Origin of the sequence: Promicromonospora sp. NPDC090134 (assembly GCF_044746965.1) — a bacterium.
Classification (GTDB): Bacteria; Actinomycetota; Actinomycetes; order Actinomycetales; family Cellulomonadaceae; genus Promicromonospora.
On sequence record NZ_JBIVCZ010000001.1, the window covers coordinates 920794 to 943114 of the forward strand.

At 70.8% G+C, this 22321-nt stretch carries 17 protein-coding genes; 15 read left to right on the forward strand and 2 right to left on the reverse strand.

What is annotated here, in order from left to right; all coding sequences use genetic code 11:
* The first annotated feature begins 134 nt into the window (after positions 1-134).
* The 9 genes from ACIPN7_RS03975 to araA all read left to right on the forward strand — a co-directional run bounded on the left by ACIPN7_RS03975 (position 135) and on the right by araA (position 10269).
* Positions 135-788 (forward strand): hypothetical protein, encoded by a 654-nt coding sequence (locus ACIPN7_RS03975; protein WP_400538186.1) that lies wholly within the window; start codon positions 135-137, stop codon positions 786-788.
* A 76-nt stretch (positions 789-864) separates the two neighbouring features.
* Positions 865-1668 (forward strand): pyrroline-5-carboxylate reductase, encoded by an 804-nt coding sequence (proC, locus tag ACIPN7_RS03980; protein ID WP_400538188.1) that lies wholly within the window; start codon positions 865-867, stop codon positions 1666-1668.
* Between the two features lie 47 nt (positions 1669-1715).
* Positions 1716-2717 carry a LacI family DNA-binding transcriptional regulator gene (locus tag ACIPN7_RS03985; RefSeq protein ID WP_400539151.1) on the forward strand — a complete coding sequence of 334 codons (1002 nt, stop codon included), beginning with the start codon at positions 1716-1718 and terminating at the stop codon, positions 2715-2717.
* A gap of 228 nt (positions 2718-2945) precedes the next feature.
* On the forward strand, positions 2946-3839 hold the full coding sequence (locus tag ACIPN7_RS03990; protein WP_400538190.1) for a carbohydrate ABC transporter permease: 894 nt from the start codon (positions 2946-2948) through the stop codon (positions 3837-3839).
* Positions 3839-4702 (forward strand): carbohydrate ABC transporter permease, encoded by an 864-nt coding sequence (locus ACIPN7_RS03995; protein WP_400538192.1) that lies wholly within the window; start codon positions 3839-3841, stop codon positions 4700-4702. Before ACIPN7_RS03990 ends, ACIPN7_RS03995 begins: the two co-directional genes overlap by 1 nt.
* Positions 4703-4764: 62 nt before the next feature.
* Entirely contained in the window at positions 4765-6114 is a 1350-nt protein-coding gene (locus tag ACIPN7_RS04000; RefSeq protein ID WP_400538194.1) for an ABC transporter substrate-binding protein, read from the forward strand.
* 239 nt (positions 6115-6353) lie between these two features.
* Positions 6354-8018 carry a xylulokinase gene (locus tag ACIPN7_RS04005; protein WP_400538196.1) on the forward strand — a complete coding sequence of 555 codons (1665 nt, stop codon included), beginning with the start codon at positions 6354-6356 and terminating at the stop codon, positions 8016-8018.
* Positions 8018-8758: an L-ribulose-5-phosphate 4-epimerase gene (locus ACIPN7_RS04010; RefSeq protein WP_400538198.1), complete on the forward strand. Its 741-nt coding sequence runs from the start codon at positions 8018-8020 to the stop codon at positions 8756-8758. The genes ACIPN7_RS04005 and ACIPN7_RS04010 overlap by 1 nt, the downstream gene beginning before the upstream one ends.
* Positions 8755-10269 carry an L-arabinose isomerase gene (gene araA, locus ACIPN7_RS04015; RefSeq protein ID WP_400538200.1) on the forward strand — a complete coding sequence of 505 codons (1515 nt, stop codon included), beginning with the start codon at positions 8755-8757 and terminating at the stop codon, positions 10267-10269. Before ACIPN7_RS04010 ends, araA begins: the two co-directional genes overlap by 4 nt.
* A gap of 114 nt (positions 10270-10383) precedes the next feature.
* Here araA and ACIPN7_RS04020 read toward each other — a convergent pair whose 3' ends face one another.
* Positions 10384-11073: a GPP34 family phosphoprotein gene (locus ACIPN7_RS04020; protein ID WP_400538202.1), complete on the reverse strand. Its 690-nt coding sequence runs from the start codon at positions 11071-11073 to the stop codon at positions 10384-10386.
* 289 nt (positions 11074-11362) lie between these two features.
* On the opposite strand from ACIPN7_RS04020, the gene ACIPN7_RS04025 reads away from it, so the two are divergent.
* From ACIPN7_RS04025 to ACIPN7_RS04050, 6 genes are all read left to right on the forward strand, one after another.
* A complete protein-coding gene (locus ACIPN7_RS04025) occupies positions 11363-12370 on the forward strand; it encodes an ABC transporter substrate-binding protein (protein ID WP_400538204.1) in 1008 nt (335 codons plus the stop codon).
* Between the two features lie 100 nt (positions 12371-12470).
* Positions 12471-13997: a sugar ABC transporter ATP-binding protein gene (locus ACIPN7_RS04030; protein ID WP_400538206.1), complete on the forward strand. Its 1527-nt coding sequence runs from the start codon at positions 12471-12473 to the stop codon at positions 13995-13997.
* Positions 13994-15079, forward strand: a complete 1086-nt coding sequence (locus ACIPN7_RS04035; protein WP_400538208.1) for an ABC transporter permease — start codon at positions 13994-13996, stop codon at positions 15077-15079. Before ACIPN7_RS04030 ends, ACIPN7_RS04035 begins: the two co-directional genes overlap by 4 nt.
* Positions 15079-16086, forward strand: a complete 1008-nt coding sequence (yjfF, locus tag ACIPN7_RS04040; protein ID WP_400538210.1) for a galactofuranose ABC transporter, permease protein YjfF — start codon at positions 15079-15081, stop codon at positions 16084-16086. Before ACIPN7_RS04035 ends, yjfF begins: the two co-directional genes overlap by 1 nt.
* 162 nt (positions 16087-16248) lie before the next feature.
* On the forward strand, positions 16249-19854 hold the full coding sequence (locus ACIPN7_RS04045) for an alpha-L-arabinofuranosidase C-terminal domain-containing protein (protein WP_400538212.1): 3606 nt from the start codon (positions 16249-16251) through the stop codon (positions 19852-19854).
* A 45-nt stretch (positions 19855-19899) separates the two neighbouring features.
* Positions 19900-20679 carry a GTP pyrophosphokinase family protein gene (locus ACIPN7_RS04050; RefSeq protein WP_400538214.1) on the forward strand — a complete coding sequence of 260 codons (780 nt, stop codon included), beginning with the start codon at positions 19900-19902 and terminating at the stop codon, positions 20677-20679.
* 79 nt (positions 20680-20758) lie between these two features.
* On the opposite strand, the gene ACIPN7_RS04055 is transcribed toward ACIPN7_RS04050, so the two are convergent.
* Positions 20759-22306: an alpha-N-arabinofuranosidase gene (locus tag ACIPN7_RS04055; protein WP_400538216.1), complete on the reverse strand. Its 1548-nt coding sequence runs from the start codon at positions 22304-22306 to the stop codon at positions 20759-20761.
* Between the last annotated feature and the right edge of the window lie 15 nt (positions 22307-22321).

The following is a 22321-nucleotide window of genomic DNA, read 5'->3' on the forward strand; positions in this document are numbered from 1 at the left end:
CGGCCCCGCCGAAGCCACCCGCCCCTCACCCGGTCCCGCCGGGCGTGCCTCCCTGCCGATGTCAGTGGCGCGACATAAGGTCTCGGATGAGCCATCGTGAGGTATCCGATGGACCTAGCACGGGGGAGCCAGACATGACCGACCAGCGCGTGAACTCACCGCGCACCGGTGCGACCGCATCGGTGGCCGCGAGGAAGGCGTCGCCCGCCGTGTACCGGCGCCGTCGTCTCGTCGTGTTCGTGGGCGTGCTCGTCGTGGTGCTCGTGCTGGTGCTCCTGGCCGGCTTCGCGTGGCCCGGCTTCTGGCGCTCGGAGGCGACGCCGGAGCCCGTGCCCACGGTGACCGTCACGGCCCCGGTGCCGACGCCCACGGTCAAGGCGATGGACCGCAGCGGCGAGGAGACCGCGTTCCAGAAGGCCCTGCCGTCGGCGGTGCTGCAGCTCGCGCTCGGCTCGCTCGCCGAGGCCAAGGAGCCCAAGGGCGAGGGCGCGCTGGAGGCCTGGAACGCCGAGTACTCCGACGGCGACTCGGTCGAGGTCGCGGTCGTGGCCGGCCAGTGGGCCACGGAGGACGAGGCGGCCACCGGCGCCGCGGCCTGGACCGCGTCCGCGGGCGAGGCCGACCGGACGGGCGACGTCAAGGTCGGCAAGAAGGTCGTGGGGCAGTACGCGTTCGTGCCGGCCGACGGGGGCAAGACCGTGGTGGTGTGGCAGAACGGCACAGCGGTGCTGCGGGCGACCGGCCCGGCAGACGTCATGGAGGACTTCTACACGGCGTTCCCCCTGTGACGAGGTCTCGATCGGCCCCGTCCGCACACGGACGGGTGCGGCCCCTCGTTCCCGCGCGCCGGGGGACAATGGTGTGGTGAACCAGCGACTTGCAGTGCTCGGGGCCGGGAACATGGGCGAGGCGGTGCTCGCGGGTGCGCTCTCGGCGGGCTGGGCCGCGTCCGACGTCGTCGCCACCGTGCGTACCGAGGCCAAGGCGCAGCACCTGCGCGAGACCTACCAGGTGGCCACCACCAGCGACAACGTCGCCGCGGTCCAGGGTGCGGGCATCGTGCTCGTCGGCGTGAAGCCCAAGGACGTGGGCGCGCTGCTCGACGAGATCGCGTCCGCGATCGACCCCACCGCCGTCGTCGTCACCGTCGCGGCCGGGCACCCCACCGCGTTCTACGAGCGGCGGCTGCCGGCGGGCGTCGCCGTGGTGCGCACCGTGCCGAACACGCCCGCCGCGATCGGCGCGGGCATCACGGCGATCGCGCCGGGCGCCGCCGTCACGGACGTCCACCTCGAGGCCGTCGAGCACCTCTTCGCCGGCACGGGCGCGGTGGTGCGCGCCGCGGAGAAGGACCTGGACGCCGTCTCGGCGATCTCCGGCTCGGGCCCCGCGTACGTCTTCTACGTGGCCGACGCGCTCGCCGAGGCCGGCGTGCTGCTCGGCCTGACGCGCGACGTCGCGCGGCGCCTCGCGATCCAGACGCTGCTCGGCGCGTCCCGCCTCATGGACGAGACGGGGGAGCACCCCGTGATCCTGCGCGAGAAGGTCACCTCGCCCGGCGGCACCACGGCGGCCGCCCTGCGGGCCCTGGACGACGGCGGCGTGCGGGCCTCGTTCCTGACCGCCGCCACCGCGGCGCGTGACCGCGCGCGTGCGCTGGGTGGATGATTCCTCCCGTGACCATCTCTCGACCCGCGACGACGCGGCCGCCGGCCATGGCCGACGTCGCCGCGCTCGCCGGCGTGTCCCACCAGACCGTGTCGCGGGTGCTCAACGGCCACCGGAGCGTGCGCCCGGCGACGCGTGAGCGGGTGCTGGAGGCCATCGCCGAGCTCGGCTACCGCCGCAACAGCGCGGCGCGCGCCCTGGTCACGGCCCGGTCGGCCACGGTGGGCGTGGTGACCACCGGGTCGCCGCTGTTCGGTCCGTCGAGCACGCTGATCGCGGTCGAGGAGGCGGCGCGGGAGCAGGGCTGGTACGTCAGCGTCGCGACGCTGCGGCAGTACGACGGCGCCACCCTGCACAAGGCTCTCGAACACTTCATGGACCAGGCGGTCGAGGGCATCGTGGTCATCGCGCCGCACAGCGACGTGGCCGACGCCGTGGAGTCGTTCCAGGCGCCCGTGCCCGTGGTCCTCATCGCCGCCCGCGAGCTCCAGCCCGACGTCCCGGTCATCCCGCTGTCCGTGGACCAGCGGGCTGGGGCCCGGCTCGCCGTCGAGCACCTGATCGAGCTGGGGCACCGGCAGATCCTGCACGTCGCGGGCCCGCAGGACTGGCTGGACGCCGTCGAGCGCGAGGAGTCCTGGCGCGCCGTCCTCACCGAGCACCGGCTGCCCGTGCCCGAGCCGGTCGTCGCGGGCTGGACCGCGGACCGCGGCTACATGGTGGGCCTCGACCTGGCCCAGCGCGTCCGGTCCGGCGCCGGTCCCACGGCAGTCTTCGCCGCCAACGACCAGCTCGCCCTCGGCCTGCTGCGCGCCTTCTGGGAGTGCGGCGTCTCGGTGCCCGACGACGTGTCGGTGGTCGGCTTCGACGACGTCGACGGCTCCGGCCACTTCATCCCGCCGCTCACGACCGTGCGCCAGCCGTTCGTCGACCTCGGCCGGCGCAGCGTGGCCCTGCTCCTCGCGGCCGTGGACGGCGGCAGGCCCGCGGCCGAGCTGATCGCGCCCGAGCTGGTGGTGCGCAGGAGCGCGGCGGCCCCGCGCGCCTGACGGGCTGCCCGCCTCACCGGCGCTCCGCCCTGACCGGCCCCGGACGCCCCGTATACCTTTCTCAGAACGTTGCCTCAGATGGCGTTGACACGTCCGCGAGGCAGTGGCAGAGTCACCGCGCACGAGGATGTTTACGTTCACATTCCCGTCGCCGGGCACCGTCGTCCGGCGTGTTCCAGGACATAGCCGTCCAGGTGAATCCGGACGCCGTCGTCCGGGGAAAGGGGTGTGCCCGTGCCCGGTCGCCGCCCACCGAGCCGCCGCGTCTCCGCGGCCGGCTGGAGTTTTGTGACGCCCTTCCTGGTGGCGTTCGCCCTGATGATCGTCACCCCGCTGGTCTACTCGATGTACCTGAGCCTGTTCCGCAACCAGCTCATGGGCGGGACCACGTTCGCGGGGTTCGCCAACTACATGACCGCCTTCACCGACCCGAAGCTCTGGGACGGCGTGGGACGGGTCAGCCTGTTCCTCGTGGTGCAGGTCCCCATCATGCTGGGGATCGCCCTGATCGCCGCGCTCGCTATCGACAGCGGCCGCCTGCACGGCAGGAGCTTCTTCCGCGTGGCGCTGTTCCTGCCGTACGCCGTGCCCGGCGTCGTGGCGGTGCTGATGTGGGGCTTCATGTACGACGACCGGCTGGGGCTCACGGGCAGCGTCAACGACCTGGTGGGCTTCCCGCTCATCGACCCGTACACCAAGGAGTGGATCCTCACCGCGATCGGCAACATCGTGACCTGGGAGTTCGTGGGTTACAACATGCTGATCCTCTACGCGGCGCTCAAGACGGTGCCGCTCGAGATCTATGAGGCGGCGGCCATCGACGGCGCCAACCAGTTCCGCATCGTGCGGTCCATCAAGATCCCCGCGGTCCGCGGGGCCCTGGTGATCGCGACGATCTTCTCGATCCTCGGCAGCTTCCAGCTGTTCAACGAGCCGACGATCCTGAAACAGATCGAGCCGGCCCTGATCTCGACCTACTACACACCCAACATCTATGCCTACAACCTGAGCTTCGTCGGCAACCAGGTGAGCTACGCCGCCACGGTCGCGATCGTGATGGGCGTGGTCACCGCGATCGTCGCGTACGTCGTGCAGCTTCGCGGGACCCGGAGGGAGATCTGATGGCCGGTTACTCGTACCTTCGCCCGCGCAAGTCGATCACGCTGACCGTCCTGCTCGGCGCGCTGCTGATCTACTCGGTGCTGCCGCTGACCTGGATGCTGTTCAGCGTCACCAAGACACAGCCCGAGCTGCTCAGCTCGTTCGGCCTGTGGTTCTCGGGCCCGTTCGCGTTCTTCGACAACGTGCGGGCGGTGCTGACGCACGACGACGGCGTCTTCCTGAAGTGGTTCGGCAACACGCTCGTCTACGTGGTGGTGGGTGCCGGCGGTGCCACGGTCCTCGCGACCGCCGCCGGGTACGGGCTGGCCAAGTACCGGTTCCGCGGCCGGAACGCGGTGTTCGCCGTCATCCTCGGGGCGATCGCCGTGCCCGGCACCGCGCTCGCGGTGCCCACGTTCCTGCTGTTCAGCCAGTGGGGCCTGACCAACACCATGTGGGCCGTGATCCTGCCGTCGCTCGTCTCGCCGTTCGGGCTCTACCTCATGTGGGTGTTCTCGGCGGAGGCGGTGCCCACCGAGATCCTGGAGGCGGCCCGGGTCGACGGCTCGGGCGAGTGGCGCACCTTCTTCACCATCTCGCTGCGGCTTCTGGCGCCGGGCATCGTCACGGTGGCGCTGTTCGCGATCGTCGCCACGTGGAACAACTACTTCCTGCCGCTGATCATGCTCAACGACCCGGACCTCTACCCGTTGGTGCTGGGCCTGTACCAGTGGCTGGCGGATGCGTCGGGCATCGGCGCCCAACCGGTGTTCAACTTGGTGATCACGGGCTCGTTCCTGACGATCGTGCCGATCGTCGCCGTGTTCCTCGTGCTCCAGCGGTACTGGCAGTCCGGCCTGAACGCGGGCAGCGTCAAGGCATAGACGAGGTCGGCCCCGCCGACGTCGAAAGACCTGAACTACAACGATGTGGAAGAAGGAAGACCATGACCATCACCCGTAACCGCCGGGTCGCGCTCGGCGCCCTGGCCGCTCTGATGGCAGCCTCGCTCACCGCCTGCTCGGGTGGTGGGGACGACGACGGCGGCAGCGGCACCACCGAAGGTGCCGGCGCGGACGAGATCGAGGCCGCGCTCCAGGAGGGCGGCAGCATGACCTACTGGACCTGGACGCCCCAGGCCGAGACGCAGGTCGAAGCCTTCGAGAAGGCGTACCCGAACGTCGACGTGACCCTCGTGGACACGGTGGGCGCCGGCGACGCCAACACCAAGCTGCAGAACGCGATCGCCGCCGGCGACGGCGTGCCCGACGTGGTGCAGATCGAGTACCAGTCCATCCCGCAGTTCCAGCTCCCCGGCCAGCTCGTGGACCTCACCGCGTTCGGGTTCGCCGACCTGGAGGACCTGTACACGCCGTCCACGTGGGGCGCGGTCTCGCAGCAGGGCATCTGGGGCCTGCCCCAGGACTCCGGCCCCATGGCGTTCTTCTACAACCAGGAGGTGTTCGACGACGCCGGGGTCGAGGCGCCCACGACCTGGGACGAGTACATCGAGGCCGCGCGCACCATCAAGGAGAACGACCCCGACACCTGCATCGGCAACGACACGGGCGACGCCGGCTTCACCACCAGCATGATCTGGCAGGCCGGCGGCAAGCCGTTCCACACCGAGAACGGCGCCGTGACCATCGACCTGGCCGACGAGGGCACCACCAAGTGGGCCGACATGTACCAGCCGCTCATCGACGACGAGCTGCTGTGCCAGCTCCCGGGCTGGAGCGACGAGTGGTACCAGGCCCTGAACGACGGCACCATCGGCTCGGTCGCGCTCGGCGCGTGGATGCCCGGCATCCTGGAGGACGGCGTTCCGGACGGCAAGGGCAAGTGGCGCGTCGCCCCGATGCCGACCTACGACGGCACCCCCACCAACGCCGAGAACGGCGGCAGCGCCGAGTCCATCCCGGGCGCGGCGGAGAACAAGCTGCTCGCGGCCGGCTTCCTCAAGTGGCTCAACTCGAGCGACGAGTCGATCGACGCCTTCATGGAGACGGGCGGCTTCCCCGCCACCGTCAAGCAGCTGGAGTCCCCTGAGTTCCTGGGCTACGAGTCCGAGTACTTCGGCGGGCAGAAGATCAACGAGGTCCTCGCCGCGGGTGCGGCGGACGTCAACGAGGGCTGGCAGTACCTGCCGTGGCAGTCGTACGCGAACAGCATCTTCGCGGACACCGTCGGCCAGTCCTACCTCGACAAGTCGTCGCTGATGGACGGCCTCGCCGCCTGGCAGGAGGAGAACGTGTCGTACGGCACCGAGCAGGGTTTCGAGGTGAACGGCGGCTGACGCCGAACCCTCTCCGTACCGGGCGGTGAGCGCCGCCCGGACGCGTCAGACCCCCAGGTCCCCCGGGTGACCTGGGGGTCTGACACGTACGGGGGACCGGCTTGGGTACAGCGTTGTCGGCAGGTATCGTGTGAGCGCTAACATCGCCGGGCGGTCAGCGGGCTGCTCACCGCCGCGGCCGAACGACGGAGACACGAGCTAAGCCTCGCGACGGTGCGGGCAGGACGGAGCGGTCCACGATGGTGGAGCGGCAGGACGAAGGAGCGGGGCAGCTCGCCGGTCACCGGGAGGCGATCGAGCAGGGGTGGACCGCACTCGGCATCGAGCTCGGCTCCACCCGGATCAAGGCGTGCCTCGTCGGACCGGACAACGCCCCGCTCGCGAGCGGCAGCCACGACTGGGAGAACCAGCTCGTCGACGGCGTGTGGACCTACTCGCTGGAGGCGGTGCGGACCGGCCTGCAGGAGTCCGTCGCCGCGCTGCTGGCCGACGTCGAGCGGCAGTACGGCGTGCGGCCCACCACCGTGGGCGCCATCGGCGTCTCGGCGATGATGCACGGCTACCTCGCGTTCGACGACGCGGACGAGCTGCTGGTGCCGTTCCGCACCTGGCGCAACACCACCACGGAGCGCGCGGCCACGGAGCTGACCGGGCTGTTCGGGCACAACATCCCGCTGCGCTGGTCGGTCGCCCACCTGTACCAGGCGATCCTCGACGAGGAGGCGCACGTGCCGCGGGTGCGGCACGTCACCACGCTGGCCGGGTACGTGCACTGGATGCTGACGGGGCAGCAGGTGCTCGGCGTGGGCGACGCCTCGGGCATGTTCCCGATCGACGCGGCGACCAGGGGCTACGACCAGCGGATGCTGGCGCAGTTCGACGAGGTGGCCGCAGGCCACGGGTTCGGCCGGGGCATCGCGGACCTGCTGCCCGGCGTCCTGCCCGCCGGTGCGGACGCCGGCGTCCTGACCGAGCAGGGCGCCGCCCTGCTCGACCCGAGCGGCACGCTCCGCCCGGGCATCCCGCTGTGCCCGCCGGAGGGCGACGCCGGGACCGGCATGGTGGCGACCAACTCGGTGGCGCCGCGCACCGGCAACGTGAGCGCCGGGACCAGCATCTTCGCGATGGTCGTCCTGGAGCAGCCGCTGGAGCGGGTGCACGACGAGCTGGACCTCGTGACCACCCCCGCCGGGGACCTCGTGGCGATGGTGCACTGCAACAACGGGGCCAGCGAGCTGGGCGTCTGGGCCGAGGTGTTCGGCCAGTTCGCGGCCGCCCTGGGCCAGCCGGCCGAGCCGGGCGCCGTCTTCGAGGCGTTCCTGCGGTCCGCGCTGGACGGCGACGCCGACGGCGGCGGCCTGCTCGCGTACAACTACCTGTCCGGGGAGCCCATCACCGGCCTGGAGGCCGGGCGCCCGCTGTTCACCCGCACGCCGGACAGCCGGCTCACGCTGGCGAACTTCGCCCGCACGCAGGTCTACAGCGCGTTCGGCACCCTGAGCCTCGGCATGCGCGTGCTCGCGCAGGAGCGGGTCGAGCTGGACGCGATGTTCGCGCACGGCGGCATGTTCAAGACCGAGGGCGTGGCCCAGCGCCTGCTGGCCGCCGCGCTCGGCGCCCCGGTGGCCGTGGGCCGCACGGCGGGCGAGGGCGGTGCCTGGGGCATCGCCGTGCTGGCCGCCTACCGGGCGTCCGCGGCCGGCGCGGCCGCCCCGGCGAAGGACCTGGGCGAGTACCTGGGCACCGAGGTGTTCGCGGACGCCGCGCTCGACGTCGTCGAGCCGGACGCCGCCGACGTGGCGGGCTACGCCGCCTTCCTGGAGCGCTACAGCGCGGGCCTGGCGGTCGAGCGCGCCGCCGTCGCCGCGCTCCGCACCCGAGACACGACGCAGGAGAGCGACTGATGAGCAAGACACTGACCGACTACTCGCCGGCCGTCCAGGAGGAGGTGGCGCGCGTCCGCGCCGTCGTCTCGGACCTGCACGCGGAGCTGCCGCGCTGGGACCTCGTGGTCTGGACCGCCGGCAACGTGTCACAGCGGGTGCCGAACACCGAGGTGCCGGACGGCAGCGCCGACCTGTTCGTCATCAAGCCGTCGGGCGTCTCCTACGACGACCTCACGCCGGCCGACATGGTGGTCTGCGACCTCGACGGCAACCTCGTGGACGGGACCCGGGCGCCGTCGTCGGACACCGCGGCGCACGCCTACGTGTACAGCCACATGCGCGAGGTGGGCGGCGTCGTCCACACGCACTCCACGTACGCGACGGCCTGGGCCGCGCGCGGCGAGGAGGTGCCGTGCGTGCTGACGATGATGGCCGACGAGTTCGGCGGGCCGGTGCCCGTGGGGCCGTTCGCGATCATCGGCGACGACTCGATCGGCCGCGGCATCGTCGAGACCCTCAGCGGCCACCGCAGCCCCGCCGTGCTCATGCGCAACCACGGCCCGTTCACCATCGGCAAGGACGCACGCGCCGCCGTGAAGGCCGCCGTGATGGTCGAGGAGGTCGCCCGCACGGTGCACGTCTCCCGCCAGCTCGGCGAGCCCGTGCCGATCGAGCAGCAGCACATCGACGCCCTCTACGACCGCTACCAGAACGTCTACGGCCAGCAGGCCGCGACCACCACGGAAGGACAGGCATGAGCACCAAGCCCTACGCGGACCGTGAGGTCTGGTTCCTCACCGGGAGCCAGGACCTCTACGGCGAGGAGACCCTGGCCCAGGTCGCGGAGCAGTCCCAGGAGGTCGCCCGCGCCCTGGACGCGTCGTCCGACGTGCCGGTCAAGGTCGTGTGGAAGCCCGTCCTGAAGGACTCGGCCGCCATCCGCCGCGCCATGCTCGACGCCAACGGCGACGACCAGGTGCTGGGCGTCGTGACCTGGATGCACACGTTCAGCCCCGCCAAGATGTGGATCGCGGGCCTGGACGCGCTGCGCAAGCCGCTGCTGCACCTGCACACGCAGGCCAACGTCGAGCTCCCCTGGGACGAGATCGACATGGACTTCATGAACCTCAACCAGGCCGCGCACGGCGACCGGGAGTACGCGTACATCGCGACCCGGCTCGGCGTCGCGCGGACGACGGTGGTGGGGCACGTCTCCAACCCGGCCGTCACCCGCCGGGTGGGCACCTGGGTGCGCGGCGCGGCCGGCTGGGCCGCCACGCACGAGCTCAAGCTGGTCCGGTTCGGCGACAACATGCGCAACGTCGCGGTCACCGAGGGCGACAAGACCGAGGCCGAGCTGCGGTTCGGCGTCTCGGTGAACACCTGGGGCGTCAACGAGCTGGTCGCGGCGGTGGACGCGGTCGAGGAGTCCGCGATCGACTCCGTCGTCGCGGAGTACGAGGCGAAGTACGACGTCGCCGCCGAGCTGCGCGCCGGCGCCGAGCGGCACGAGTCGCTGCGGTACGCCGCGCGCCAGGAGATCGCCCTGGAGGGCTTCCTGGAGGCGGCCGGCGCCAAGGCGTTCACCACCAACTTCGAGGACCTCGGCGCCCTGCGCCAGCTCCCGGGCCTGGCGGTCCAGCGCCTGATGGAGAAGGGCTACGGCTTCGGCGCCGAGGGCGACTGGAAGACCGCGGTGCTCGTCCGTGCGGCCAAGGTGATGGGGCTCGGTCTCCCGGGTGGGGCCAGTCTCATGGAGGACTACACCTACGACCTCACCCCCGGCTCCGAGCTCATCCTCGGCGCGCACATGCTGGAGGTCTGCCCGTCGCTGACCACCTCGACGCCGCGCATCGAGATCCATCCGCTCGGCATCGGCGGCAAGGAGGACCCGGTCCGCATGGTGTTCTCCGCGGACGCCGTCGAGGGCGCCGTGGTGGTGTCGCTCGCCGACATGCGCGACCGGTTCCGCCTGACGGCGAACGTGGTCGACGTCGTCACGCCGCCGCGCGACCTGCCGAACCTGCCCGTGGCCCGGGCCATGTGGGCGCCCCGGCCGTCGTTCGAGATCTCCGCCGAGTCGTGGCTGACGGCGGGCGGCGCGCACCACACCGTCATGTCGACCGCCGCGGGCATCGAGGCGTTCGAGGTGTTCGCGGACATCGCGCGCACCGAGCTGCTGGTCATCGACGAGGACACGACGCGCCGCGGCTTCGCCGACCAGGTGCGTCACAACCAGGCGTACTACCGCCTGGCCCAGGGCTTCTGACCCTCCTGCCGAAGTAGTCGAACCGGGGTGAGATAGAGCCGCAGCGTGCGCGCACGGTGCGCTGCGGTTCTGTCTCGCCCTGTGCTATTTCGCTGCGGTTCTGTCTCGGCAGGGTCAGGTGGTGCCTGCCGTGGTTGCGGCCGTCGTCGAGGCCATCACGGCGATCATCACCGCGTTGAGGTCGTCGATCGCCCGCTTCACCGCCGCGCCCGCCCACTCCGAGTCGGCGATCTCCTTCGCCCGCCGCTTCAGTTCTTGCCGGTCCTGGTCGGGGAAGAGCCTGCGGATCAGGTCGGTCGCGTGCAGCAGCGAGACGAGAGCCGCCATCGCCTCGTCCAGGTCCGCGCTCCCGGTGAGGGCGGCCAGCACCCGCTCGCGGACGGCGGCCTCCGGTGCCGGGTCGTGCGTCTTCCACGTGGTGCTGGGAAACAGCCCGAGCACCTTGACCTGCTCCTCGCGCAGCACGCCCCGCGCGGCCAGCCCCTGTTGCAGCGTCTCGCGCAGCGTCCGGGCGAAGCTGCCCTGCCCGATCTTCCGGATCGCATCCTTGGGCTTGCGGCCGTCCAGCAGCCCGAGGATCTCGAGCTGCACCGGGTCCGACGGCGTGGCCCGGCCGGTCACGCGGAACCTGCCCTTCTGCCCGCCGTCGACGCCGTCGGACACGTCGAGCGCGCCCCGCAGCATGAGCTCGGCGACCGTCGCCCCGGCCAGCGCGAACTGCAGGTGCTGCGCGCCGATCAGCGGCCGGCCCGAGGTGTCGTCGAGGGCGAGGAGCAGGTACTCCTCGGCGAGGCTCATCTCCATGGCTGTCTCCCGTCGTCGTGCCTTCGGGTCCAGCAGACCACGGCGCGTCCGGTCGGGGGATCCGCCGTCGGGATGACGCCCCGGACCCGTCGCAAGGCGAAGATGCGCGAGCAATGCGGGGATCGCGCCAGTTGGCTCGTTCCGTTCCCTTACTGGGGCAAACGAGACAGACTCGTTACTGGAATGTGACGTCCTCCACTTTCGGTCTGTATTTGTGAGCGCTAACATTCCAACGGGCACCACGCCGCTAGCACCCGCACGATGCAGTGCGGGATCTCAAGGAGGAGACATGGCACGCACGACCCTGACCCGTACCGTTCTGGCCGCAGTGTCGGCAGCCGCGCTGTTCGCACTCGGTGCGTGCAGCTCGGACGCAGGTACTGAGACCGGCGGTGGTGGCGAGACCGGCGCTGCCGCCAACGACGGCGTCATCACGCTCGGTTTCTCGCAGGTCGGCGCGGAGTCCGGGTGGCGCGCCGCCAACACCAAGTCGATCCAGGACACGCTCACCGCGGAGAACGGGTTCGACCTGAAGTTCTCCGACGCGCAGCAGAAGCAGGAGAACCAGATCCAGGCGATCCGCTCCTACATCACGCAGGGCGTGGACGTCATCGCGTTCTCCCCGGTGGTCGAGACCGGCTGGGACGCCGTGCTCCAGGAGGCCAAGGCCGCCGGCATCCCCGTGATCCTCACGGACCGCGCCGTCGACTCCAGCGACGAGACCCTCTACGAGTCGTTCATCGGCTCGGACTTCGTCAAGGAGGGCGAGATGGCCGGCGAGTGGGCCGTCGAGCAGTACGACGGCGAGGGCTACAAGGCGGTCGAGCTCCAGGGCACCACCGGCGCCGCGCCGGCGATCGACCGCAAGGAGGGCTTCGAGTCCGCCATCGAGGGCTCCGACATCGAGATCATCGACAGCCAGACCGGCAACTTCACGCGCGCCGAGGGCAAGACCGTCATGGAGGGCTTCCTCAACGCCCACGACGACATCGACCTCGTGTTCGCGCACAACGACGACATGGGGCTCGGCGCGATCGAGGCGATCGAGGCCGCCGGCCTGACGCCGGGCGAGGACATCAAGATCATCACGATCGACGCCGTCAAGGACGGCATGCAGGCGCTCGCCGACGGCAAGATCAACTACATCGTCGAGTGCAACCCGCTGCTCGGCCCGGACCTGGCGGACATCGCCGAGAAGGTCCTCGCCGGCGAGGAGGTCGAGAAGCGCATCGTGGTCAAGGACGAGGCGTTCGACCAGGAGGCGGCGAAGGAAGCGCTGCCCACCCGCGAGTACTGACCGGCCGCGACCGAGGTGGGGCGCCCGCGCGACGGGCGCCCCGCCTCGGCGACGGAGCACGTAGCCAGGGTGTCGCAGCACGCCAGACAGAAGGTCGAGGATGACCCAGCAGACAACACCACCCGTCGTCGAGATGACCGGCATCAGCGTCGAGTTCCCACCGGTCAAGGCCCTCGACGGCGTCGACTTCAGCCTGCGCCCCGGTGAGATCCACGCCCTCATGGGCGAGAACGGCGCGGGCAAGTCCACCCTGATCAAGGCCCTGACGGGCGTCCACTCGCCGACGGCGGGGACCATCCGTGTGGACGGCGTCGAGCGCCGGTTCAGCGGTCCCGCCGACGCCCGGGCGCACGGCGTCAGCACCGTGTACCAGGAGGTCAACCTCTGCGAGAACCTCACGGTCGCGGAGAACATCATGCTCGGCGCGGAGCCGCGGGTGCTGGGCGGCCTGAACTGGCGGGCGATCCGCCGGCAGGCGGCGACGCACCTGGAGCGGATGGGCCTGGACATCGACCCGGCGTCGTCCCTGGGGTCGCACTCGCTGGCGGTGCAGCAGCTCGTGGCGATCTGCCGGGCCACGGTGGGCGACTGCAAGGTGCTCATCCTCGACGAGCCCACCTCCAGCCTGGACACGGACGAGGTCGAGCACCTGTTCACCGTCATGCGCACGCTGCGCGCCGACGGCGTCGCGATCCTGTTCGTCAGCCACTTCCTGGACCAGGTCTACGAGGTCTCCGACCGGATGACGGTGCTGCGCAACGGCACCCTCGTGGGGGAGTACGTGACCGCCGAGCTGCCCGCCGCGGAGCTGGTGCAGCACATGATCGGCCGGTCCATGGACGTCCTGGAGGCCGCGGAAGAGGTGCTGGAGCAGGCCGAGCGCCCCGCCGACGCCACCCCGCTGCTGCAGGTGGTCGGCCTGGGCCGCAAGGGTTCGGTGCAGCCGTTCGACCTCGACCTCTACGAGGGTGAGGTGGTCGGCCTCGCCGGGCTGCTCGGCTCGGGCCGCACGGAGCTCGCGCGCCTGCTCACGGGCGCCGACCGGGCCGACGTCGGGCAGGCCCGCGTGTCCGGGCGGCCGACGCGCCTGCGGAACCCGCGCGCGGCGATGAGCCACCGCATCGCGTACACGTCCGAGGACCGCAAGGGCGAGGGCGTCGTGGACGGCCTCACCGTGCGGGAGAACATCGTGCTCGCGCTCCAGGCGGAGCGCGGCTGGATGCGGCCGCTGCCCCGCAGGCAGGTGGACGAGCTGGTCGCGCGGTACATCAAGCAGCTCGGCATCCGGCCCGCCAACCCGGAGGCGCTGCTGCGCAACCTGTCCGGCGGCAACCAGCAGAAGGTGCTGCTCGCGCGGTGGCTGGCCACCGCGCCGAAGCTGCTGGTGCTGGACGAGCCGACGCGCGGCATCGACGTCGGCGCGAAGGCGGAGATCCAGAAGCTGGTGGCCGAGCTGGCCGCCGACGGCATGTCCGTCGTCTTCATCTCCGCGGAGCTGGAGGAGGTGCTGCGCCTCTCGCACCGCATCGCGGTGCTGCGCGACCGCCGCAAGGTCGCGGAGATCGACGGGAACGGAGCCACGATGGACCAGGTGGTCGGCCTCATCGCGGGAGGTGGGGCAGCGTGAGGGACGTCCTGCGCCACCACCTGTTCTGGCCCGTGGCCGCGCTGGTCGCGCTGCTGGTCGCCAACACGGTCGCCCGGCCGGGCTTTCTCGCGATCACCGTCCGGGACGGCCACCTCTTCGGGGCCCCGATCGACATCCTGCGGACGACGGCGCCCCTGCTGCTCGTCGCCCTCGGTATGACGCTGGTCATCGCGACGCGCGGCATCGACCTGTCGGTCGGCGCGGTGGTCGCGGTCTCCGGGGCGGTCGCGCTGTCGCACATCGCGTCCTCGCCGGACCCGGAGTCGCCGGTCACCGTGCTCACCGCCATCGGCCTGGCCCTGGCGCTCTGCCTGGTGCTGGGCGTGTGGAACGGGTTCCTGGTCGCGGCGCTCGGCATCCAGCCGATCATCGCCACGCTCATCCTCATGACGGCGGGCCGCGGCGTGGCCATGCTGATCACCGGCGGCATGATCACCACCGTCAACAGCGCGCCGTTCAAGGTGCTGGGCTCCGGGTTCTGGCTCGGCCTGCCCGTGGCGGCGGTGATCGCGTTCGGCGTGTTCGCCGTGGTCGCGTTCGTGGTGCGGCGCACCGCGCTCGGCATGCTGCTGGAGGCCACGGGCATCAACCCCGCCGCCAGCCGGCTCTCCGGCGTGCGGTCCAGGACGCTGACCTGGACCGTGTACACGGCGTCGGGCCTGTTCGCGGGCCTGGCCGGTCTGCTGATCAGTGCCGACACCATGGCCGCGGACGCCAACAACGCCGGCCTGTTCATCGAGCTCGACGCGATCCTCGCGGTGGTGATCGGCGGGACGGCGCTCTCGGGCGGCAAGTTCAACCTGTCGGGCACCCTGGTCGGTGCGCTGGTCATCGCCACCCTGGAGCGGACCGTCACCGTGCTCGGCATCTCGCCGCTGGTCACGCCCCTGTTCATGGCGCTCGTCGTGATCGCCGTGACCCTGCTCCAGTCGCCCCGGATGCGGGAGCGGCTCACGGCCGCGCGCCGCCGCCAGGTCGTGGCACCGACCGGGCCGCGGCCCACCGCTCGCCCCGACTCGACCCCCGACTCGACCCCCGACTCGACGGAGGTGAAGGCCTGATGACGACGTCGGCCCCCGCCCGTACCCCGCGCGCCCGCCGCGGGCTGCGGCTCCCCACCCGGCTGGACCGGCGCTACCTGCCGGTCCTGGGCACGTTCGTGGTGCTCGCCCTCATGCTCGTCGTCGGCGGCACCCGGTACGAGAACTTCCTGACGCCCGCCGTGATCTCCAACCTGTTCATCAACAACGCGCACCTCATCGTGCTTGCCGTGGGCATGACGTTCGTGATCCTCACGGGCGGCATCGACCTGTCGGTCGGGTCGGTCCTGGCGCTGTCCACGGTGATCACCGCGGCCCTGCTCCAGGCCGGCTGGCCGGTGGCCGTGGTGATCCCGCTCGCCGTGCTCGCCGGGACGGTGATCGGCCTGGCGCACGGCGTGATGATCCACTACTTCCAGGTGCAGCCGTTCGTCGCGACCCTCGCGGGCATGTTCCTCGCGCGCGGGCTGTGCTTCCTCATCGCGCCGGAGTCCATCGCGATCGACAACCCGGTGTTCATCGAGCTGGCCACCTGGGTGCAGATCTTCGGCGAGTGGCGCATGACCTCCAGCGTGCTGATCGCGCTGATCGTGGTGGGTATCGGGTTCCTCGTGCTGCACTTCACGCGGTTCGGCCGCACGGTGTACGCGATCGGCGGCGGCGAGCAGTCCGCGCTGCTCATGGGCCTGCCCGTGGCCCGCACCAAGGTGCTCGCCTACGTGGTGAGCGGCACCTGCGCCGGGCTCGGCGGCCTCCTGTTCGCGATGGCCTTCCGGTCCGGCTACTCGCTGACCGGCGTCGGCATGGAGCTCGACGCCATCGCGGCCGTCGTCATCGGCGGCACGCTGCTCACCGGCGGCACGGGGTTCGTGCTCGGCTCCGTGCTCGGCGTGCTGGTGCTCGGCCTGATCCAGACCATCATCACGTTCGAGGGCACCCTCAGCTCCTGGTGGACCAAGATCGTGATCGGCGTGCTGCTGCTCATCTTCGTGCTGCTCCAGCGCGTCCTGAGCCTCCGCCGCACGTAACCCTGGTACCCCGCCCCTGACTCGCCGCACCGCCTGCGCCGAGTCAGGGGCGGGGTCCGACCAACCCACTGACCCGGCGAGCCCGCCATGCCGAGTCAGCGCCACAGTCCCACCGTGATCTGATCCGACAGCCACAACGAAGTGACGAGAGGGATTACAACGATGAAGAGATCGACGAGACGCAGGACCGCCCTGGTGGCGGCAGCACTGAGCCTGGGGCTTGCCGTCCCCGGGGTCGCGGCGGCCACCACCCCGGCCGGTCCGGCCGCCCCCGCCCTGGCGTCGGGCACCGCCGCGGACGGCGAGCACGCCGCCTACTTCTTCCCCTACTTCACGGGCGAGTCCACCGCGGACGGCGAGACGATCTCGTTCGCCGTCTCGGACGGGCCCGACCCGCTGGAGTGGACCACGCTGAACGGCGGCGAGCCCGTGCTCTCCTCCGACCTCGGGACCAAGGGCCTGCGCGACCCGTTCCTCATCCGCGGCGGGGACGGCACCTACTACCTGCTCGCCACCGACCTGCAGATCTACGGCGGCGGCAACTTCGGCGACGCCCAGGAGACCGGCAGCCGGTCGATCATGGTCTGGGAGTCCACCGACCTGGTGAGCTGGGGCGAGCAGCGCGAGATCGAGCTGGCGCCCGAGAACGCCGGCAACCTGTGGGCGCCCGAGGCCTACTGGGACGAGGCGGCGGGGGAGTTCGTCGTCTACTGGGCCTCGGCGCTCTACCCCGAGGACGTCCCGCCCGCCGAGCGCGACATCCGCGACTCCTACCAGCGCATGCTGTACGCGACCACCACCGACTTCGAGACCTTCTCGGAGCCGCAGGCCTGGATCGACGAGCCGCAGGGCGACGGCCTCGGCATGATCGACTCCACGGTCGCGCAGGAGGACGGCGTCTACTACCGCCTCACCAAGGACGAGTCGTACATGGGGATGCGGCAGGAGTCGTCCACCGACCTGCGCCGCACCCAGGGCGTGTCCGACGGCGACGGCTGGGACCTCATCAAGGAGCGGGTCGGGTTCGGGCAGCCCAACCCCTGGGGCGGCACGTTCACCGGGGGCGAGGGCCCCACGCTGTTCCCGTCGCTCACCGATGACCGCTGGTTCCTGCTCCAGGACCAGCCGAGCTACCACGGCGGCCAGGGCTACATGCTCTTCGAGACGGACGACCTCGCCAGTGGCGAGTGGACGGCCAACCTCGACGCGATCCTGCCGGCCAGCCCGCGGCACGGGACGGTGCTGCCGATCACCGCCGAGGAGCGGGACCGCCTGCTCGCGGCGTACCCGCCCGCCGAGACCTCGGTCCAGGAGCACACCCTGGAGGTCGACGCCGACGCCGCCGGCACGGAGATGAGCGACGACCTCTACGGCGTCTTCTACGAGGACATCAACTACGCCGCCGACGGCGGCCTGTACGCCGAGCTGGTCCGCAACCGGTCCTTCGAGTTCGCCGCGACCGACAACGCGAGCTTCACCGGCATGACCGGCTGGGACGTGGTGCAGCGGGACTCGACGGGCACCGCCGTCGTGGAGTCCGAGCGGGGCGAGTGGCTCAACGCGTCGAACCGGGCCTACCTGACGGTCGAGGCCGACGGCCCCGGCGTCAGCGTACGGAACGCGAGCTACAACGAGGGCTTCGCGATCGAGCGGCGCAAGAAGTACGACTTCTCGGTGTTCGCCCGCGCCGAGCGCGGGCAGCGCGTCACCGTCAGCCTGGAGTCGCCCGACGGTTCGACGACGTACGCGTCGACCACGGTCGCCGTCAACGGCTCCGACCGCTGGAAGAAGCACACGGCCACCCTCATGGCGAACCGCACCGTGAACGACGCCCGGCTCGTGGTGACCGGCGGCGCTCGCGGCACCCTGCGGCTGGACATGGTCTCGCTGTTCCCGCGCGACACCTGGGTGGGTCCGGTCAACGGGCGCTCGGCGCTGCGCAAGGACCTCGCCCAGAAGGTCGCCGACCTGGAGCCGTCGTTCCTGCGGTTCCCGGGCGGCTGCGTCACCAACGTGGGCACCTTCGACACGTACCTGGAGTCCGACGGCGCCGACCGCCGTCGGACCTACCAGTGGAAGGAGACCATCGGGCCGGTCGAGGAGCGGCCCACCAACTGGAACTTCTGGGGCTACAACCAGACCTACGGCCTGGGCTACCTGGAGTACTTCGAGTTCGCCGAGGACCTGGGCGCGACGCCGCTGCCCGTGCTCTCGGTGGGCGCCAACGGCTGCGGCAGCACCATCCCCGAGATGACCGACGACGCCCGCATCGACCGCTGGGTGCAGGACACCGTGGACCTCATCGAGTTCGCCAACGGGTCGGTGCGGACCGAGTGGGGCAAGGTGCGCGCCTCGCTGGGGCACCCCAAGCCGTTCGGCCTGAGGTACATCGGCCTGGGCAACGAGGAGAACACCGACACCTTCCAGGCCAACTTCCCGCGGTTCCGCGACGCCGTCGAGGCGGCCCACCCGGAGGTCACCGTGATCTCCAACTCGGGCCCGGACGACACCGGCGCCCGGTTCGAGGAGCTGTGGGACTTCAACCGCGAGCAGGGCGTCGCGATGGTCGACGAGCACTACTACAACGACCCGTCATGGTTCCTGTCGAACGCCGAGCGGTACGACTCCTACGACCGCGAGGGGCCGCACGTCTTTCTCGGTGAGTACGCCTCGCGGGGCAACGCGTGGTCGAACGCGCTGTCCGAGGCGGCGTACATGACCGGGATCGAGCGCAACTCCGACCTCGTGGAGCTCGCGTCCTACGCCCCGATGTTCGCCAACGAGGACTACGTGCAGTGGTCCCCGGACATGATGTGGTTCGACAACGACGAGTCATGGGGCTCGACGTCGTACTGGACGCAGAAGATGTTCATGACGAACACGGGCGACCAGGTGGTCCCGTCCACGCACGACGGCCCGGAGGAGACGCCCGCGGACATCTCGGGCGGCGTCTTCCTGTCGACCTGGAACACCCGGGCCGCCTACGACGACGTCGTGGTCACCGACAACGCGTCCGGCGACGTGCTCTTCTCGGACTCGTTCGACGACGGGTCGGGCTGGGACCCGCAGTCCGGATCGTGGGCGGTGGCGGACGGCGAGTACGTGCAGTCGGCCGGGAACGTCACCGACGCCCGCTCGATCATCGCGGACGCGTACGCCAAGGACTGGGACAACTACACCCTGGAGCTCGACGCCCGGAAGCTGGGCGGCAGCGAGGCGTTCCTGATCGGCTTCGCAGCCGGCGGCCGGGACGACTTCTACTGGTGGAACCTCGGCGGGTGGAACAACACCCGGCAGGCGCTGCAGCGGGCCGACAACAGCTCGGCGAACGAGGTCGCGGCCGTGGAGGGGCACTCGATGGAGACGGGCCGGGACTACCACGTGAAGGTCGTGGTCTCCGGGCGCACCATCAAGCTCTACCTCGACGGTGCGCTGCAGCTGACCTACACCGAACCGACCACCGAGTCGCTGTACCAGGTGGTGACGCGCGACGAGCGCACCGGCGACCTGATGCTCAAGGTCGTCAACCCGTACGAGTCGGTGGCGCGTACGTCGGTGTCGGTCGCCGGGGCCGAGGTGGCCTCCCGTGCCGAGGTCACCGAGATGAGCGGGGCGCCGTCGGCCAGGAACACCAAGACCCAGCCCGAACGGGTGGTGCCCGTCGAGAGCAGGACCCGGCTCGACGTGTCCAGGTCCGGCGGCGGGTCGGCGTTCACGTACGACTTCCCCGCCCACTCGATCACGTTCCTGCGTCTTCAGGAGCGTTAGCCGGTTCACGCCCACGGGACCACCGTCACCCCGTACGGTGGTCCCGTGAGCAAGCTGCCCGAGGACGTCCGGGAACGCCCCATGCCTGACCCTGCCGAGCTACGTCAGCTGGTCGCCGACCTCCGCCGCCTGGTGCTGACCTACAAGTTCGGGATCGACGAGGTCATGACCAAGGTCTCGATCCTGCGGGACGAGTTCCGGCACATGCAGAACTACAACCCCGTGGAGCACGTGGGGTCGCGGCTCAAGTCGTTCGAGTCGATCGTCGCCAAGTGCCGGCGCAAGGGCATCCCGCTGACGCCGGAGGGCGTGCGGAACCAGATGTTCGACGTCGCCGGGGTGCGGATCACCTGCAGCTTCGTCAACGACATCTACCTGGTGCGCGACATGCTGCTCCAGCAGGCCGACCTGACGCTGCTCGAGGAGCGCGACTACATCAAGCACCCGAAGGCGACGGGGTACAAGTCGCTGCACCTCATCGTGCAGATCCCCGTGTACCTGTCCGACCGGGTCGAGAAGGTGATCGTCGAGATCCAGCTCCGGACCATCGCCATGGACTTCTGGGCGAGCCTGGAGCACAAGATCTACTACAAGTACGACGGCGACGTGCCGCGGCACCTGACCGACTCCCTCAAGCTCGCCGCCGACGTCGCGTGGTCGCTCGACACCTCGATGGAGCGCATCCACGACGAGGTCAAGGCGATCTCGGGCGACGAGGAGCCCGTGGCGAGCCGGCACAACCTGCACACGCCGGAGGAGATGCTGCGCGACTTCTGGCGCGCGGCGGAGGCAGACGGCGGCCTGGGCTTCGACAGCGAGTCCTGACCCTCTGCCTCTCGCGCTCCCGCCGTGTCAGACGTACAGGTCACTCCGGTGACCTGTACGTCTGACACGTGTCATGTGCTCAGGACGAGGTGAGGGTGCCCGACAGCGCCGTCCACGACTCCGGCGGCAAGGTGATCGTGGTGCTGCCGCCGGCGGCACCGGCGGCGCCTCCCGGGGTCACCCGGCCGGTGACGTCGAACGCGCCCCAGTGCTTCTCGGCCACCTTCGCCGCGTGCTCCGGGCCGACGACGGCGGGCTCGTGGTCGGCTGTCATCGACCAGCCCTCGGTGATCCCCAGCGCCGCGCCCGGGTGCGCCAGCTCGACCTCGACCGGCTCGGCCGAGCGGTTGGTCAGGAACAGCGCCACGGCCCCGTCCGACAGCGTGGCCGCCGCCGTCACCGACGGCACCTCGCCGTGGGCCTTGGTGGTGAGGGTCGGCGTGGTGACCCGCAGGTCGAGCGCCTCGCCCTGCGCGAGGCGCGCCGTCGTCGCGAACGGGTGGAACGTGGGCTGCCGCCAGGCCTCGCCGGCCGGCTCGGTCATGATCGGCGCGATCACGTTGACGAGCTGGGCCAGGCACGCCACGGGCACCCGGTCGGCGTGGTTCAGCAGCGTGACCAGCAGGTCGCCCACCACCACGGCGTCGAGCCCCGAGTAGACGTCCTCGATGATGCGCGGCGCGTCCCGCTGGATCGGCAGGTTCTCCTCGCCCGGGAACCGCGTGGTCAGGTACCAGACGTTCCACTCGTCGAAGCTGACGGTGATCTTCTTGTCGGAGCGGCGCTGCGCCCCCACGGCGTCGGCCGAGGACACGACCCGCTCGATGAACCGGTCCATCGCGGTGCCCGAGCCGAGGAACGACGCGCGGTCGCCGTCGACCTCCTCGTAGTAGGCGTGCATCGAGATGTGGTCCACCAGGTCGTACGTGTACTCCAGGACGGTGCGCTCCCACTCGCCGAACGTGGGCATCTGCATCGAGGAGGAGCCGCACGCGACCAGCTCGATCGACGGGTCCACGAGCTTCATCGCGGCGCCCGCGTTGCGGGCGAGCTTGCCGTACTCGTGCGCGTCCTTGTGCCCGATCTGCCACGGGCCGTCCATCTCGTTGCCGAGGCACCAGAGCTTGACCCCGTAGGGCTCCTCGCGGCCGTTGGCGATGCGCAGGTCGGCCCAGCGGGTGCCGGCCGCGCCGTTGCAGTACTCGAGCAGGGCTACGGCCTCCTCGACGCCGCGCGTGCCGAGGTTGACCGCCATCATCGGCTGGATGCCCTCGCGCTCGGCCCACTGCAGGAACTCGTCGGTGCCCACGAGGTTGGGCTCCACGGTGCGCCAGGCGAGGTCGAGGAACGGCTTGCGCTGCTCCACGGGCCCGACGGCGTCCTCCCACCGGTAGTTCGACACGAAGTTGCCGCCGGGGTACCGGACGGTCGTGACGCCCAGCTCGCGGGTCAGGTCGGCGACGTCGCGGCGGAAGCCGTGCTCGTCCGACGTCGGATGGCCGGGCTCGTGGATGCCCGTGTACACGGCGCGTCCCAGGTGCTCCACGAAGGAGCCGAAGAGGCGGCGGTCGACGGTACCCACGGTGAAGTCGGGGTGCAGCAGGACGCGGGTGCGGGAGGTCGTCATTGTTCCTCGCTGATC

What these genes read in the sequence shown, in the direction of transcription:
- ACIPN7_RS03975 (WP_400538186.1), top strand. Translation starts at nt 135, where the DNA reads ATGACCGACCAGCGCGTGAACTCACCGCGCACCGGTGCGACCGCATCG.
- ACIPN7_RS03985 (WP_400539151.1), top strand. Translation starts at nt 1,716, where the DNA reads ATGGCCGACGTCGCCGCGCTCGCCGGCGTGTCCCACCAGACCGTGTCG.
- ACIPN7_RS03995 (WP_400538192.1), top strand. Translation starts at nt 3,839, where the DNA reads ATGGCCGGTTACTCGTACCTTCGCCCGCGCAAGTCGATCACGCTGACC.
- ACIPN7_RS04000 (WP_400538194.1), top strand. Translation starts at nt 4,765, where the DNA reads ATGACCATCACCCGTAACCGCCGGGTCGCGCTCGGCGCCCTGGCCGCT.
- ACIPN7_RS04005 (WP_400538196.1), top strand. Translation starts at nt 6,354, where the DNA reads ATGGTGGAGCGGCAGGACGAAGGAGCGGGGCAGCTCGCCGGTCACCGG.
- ACIPN7_RS04010 (WP_400538198.1), top strand. Translation starts at nt 8,018, where the DNA reads ATGAGCAAGACACTGACCGACTACTCGCCGGCCGTCCAGGAGGAGGTG.
- araA (WP_400538200.1), top strand. Translation starts at nt 8,755, where the DNA reads ATGAGCACCAAGCCCTACGCGGACCGTGAGGTCTGGTTCCTCACCGGG.
- ACIPN7_RS04020 (WP_400538202.1), bottom strand. Translation starts at nt 11,073, where the DNA reads ATGGAGATGAGCCTCGCCGAGGAGTACCTGCTCCTCGCCCTCGACGAC.
- ACIPN7_RS04025 (WP_400538204.1), top strand. Translation starts at nt 11,363, where the DNA reads ATGGCACGCACGACCCTGACCCGTACCGTTCTGGCCGCAGTGTCGGCA.
- ACIPN7_RS04030 (WP_400538206.1), top strand. Translation starts at nt 12,471, where the DNA reads ATGACCCAGCAGACAACACCACCCGTCGTCGAGATGACCGGCATCAGC.
- yjfF (WP_400538210.1), top strand. Translation starts at nt 15,079, where the DNA reads ATGACGACGTCGGCCCCCGCCCGTACCCCGCGCGCCCGCCGCGGGCTG.
- ACIPN7_RS04045 (WP_400538212.1), top strand. Translation starts at nt 16,249, where the DNA reads ATGAAGAGATCGACGAGACGCAGGACCGCCCTGGTGGCGGCAGCACTG.
- ACIPN7_RS04055 (WP_400538216.1), bottom strand. Translation starts at nt 22,306, where the DNA reads ATGACGACCTCCCGCACCCGCGTCCTGCTGCACCCCGACTTCACCGTG.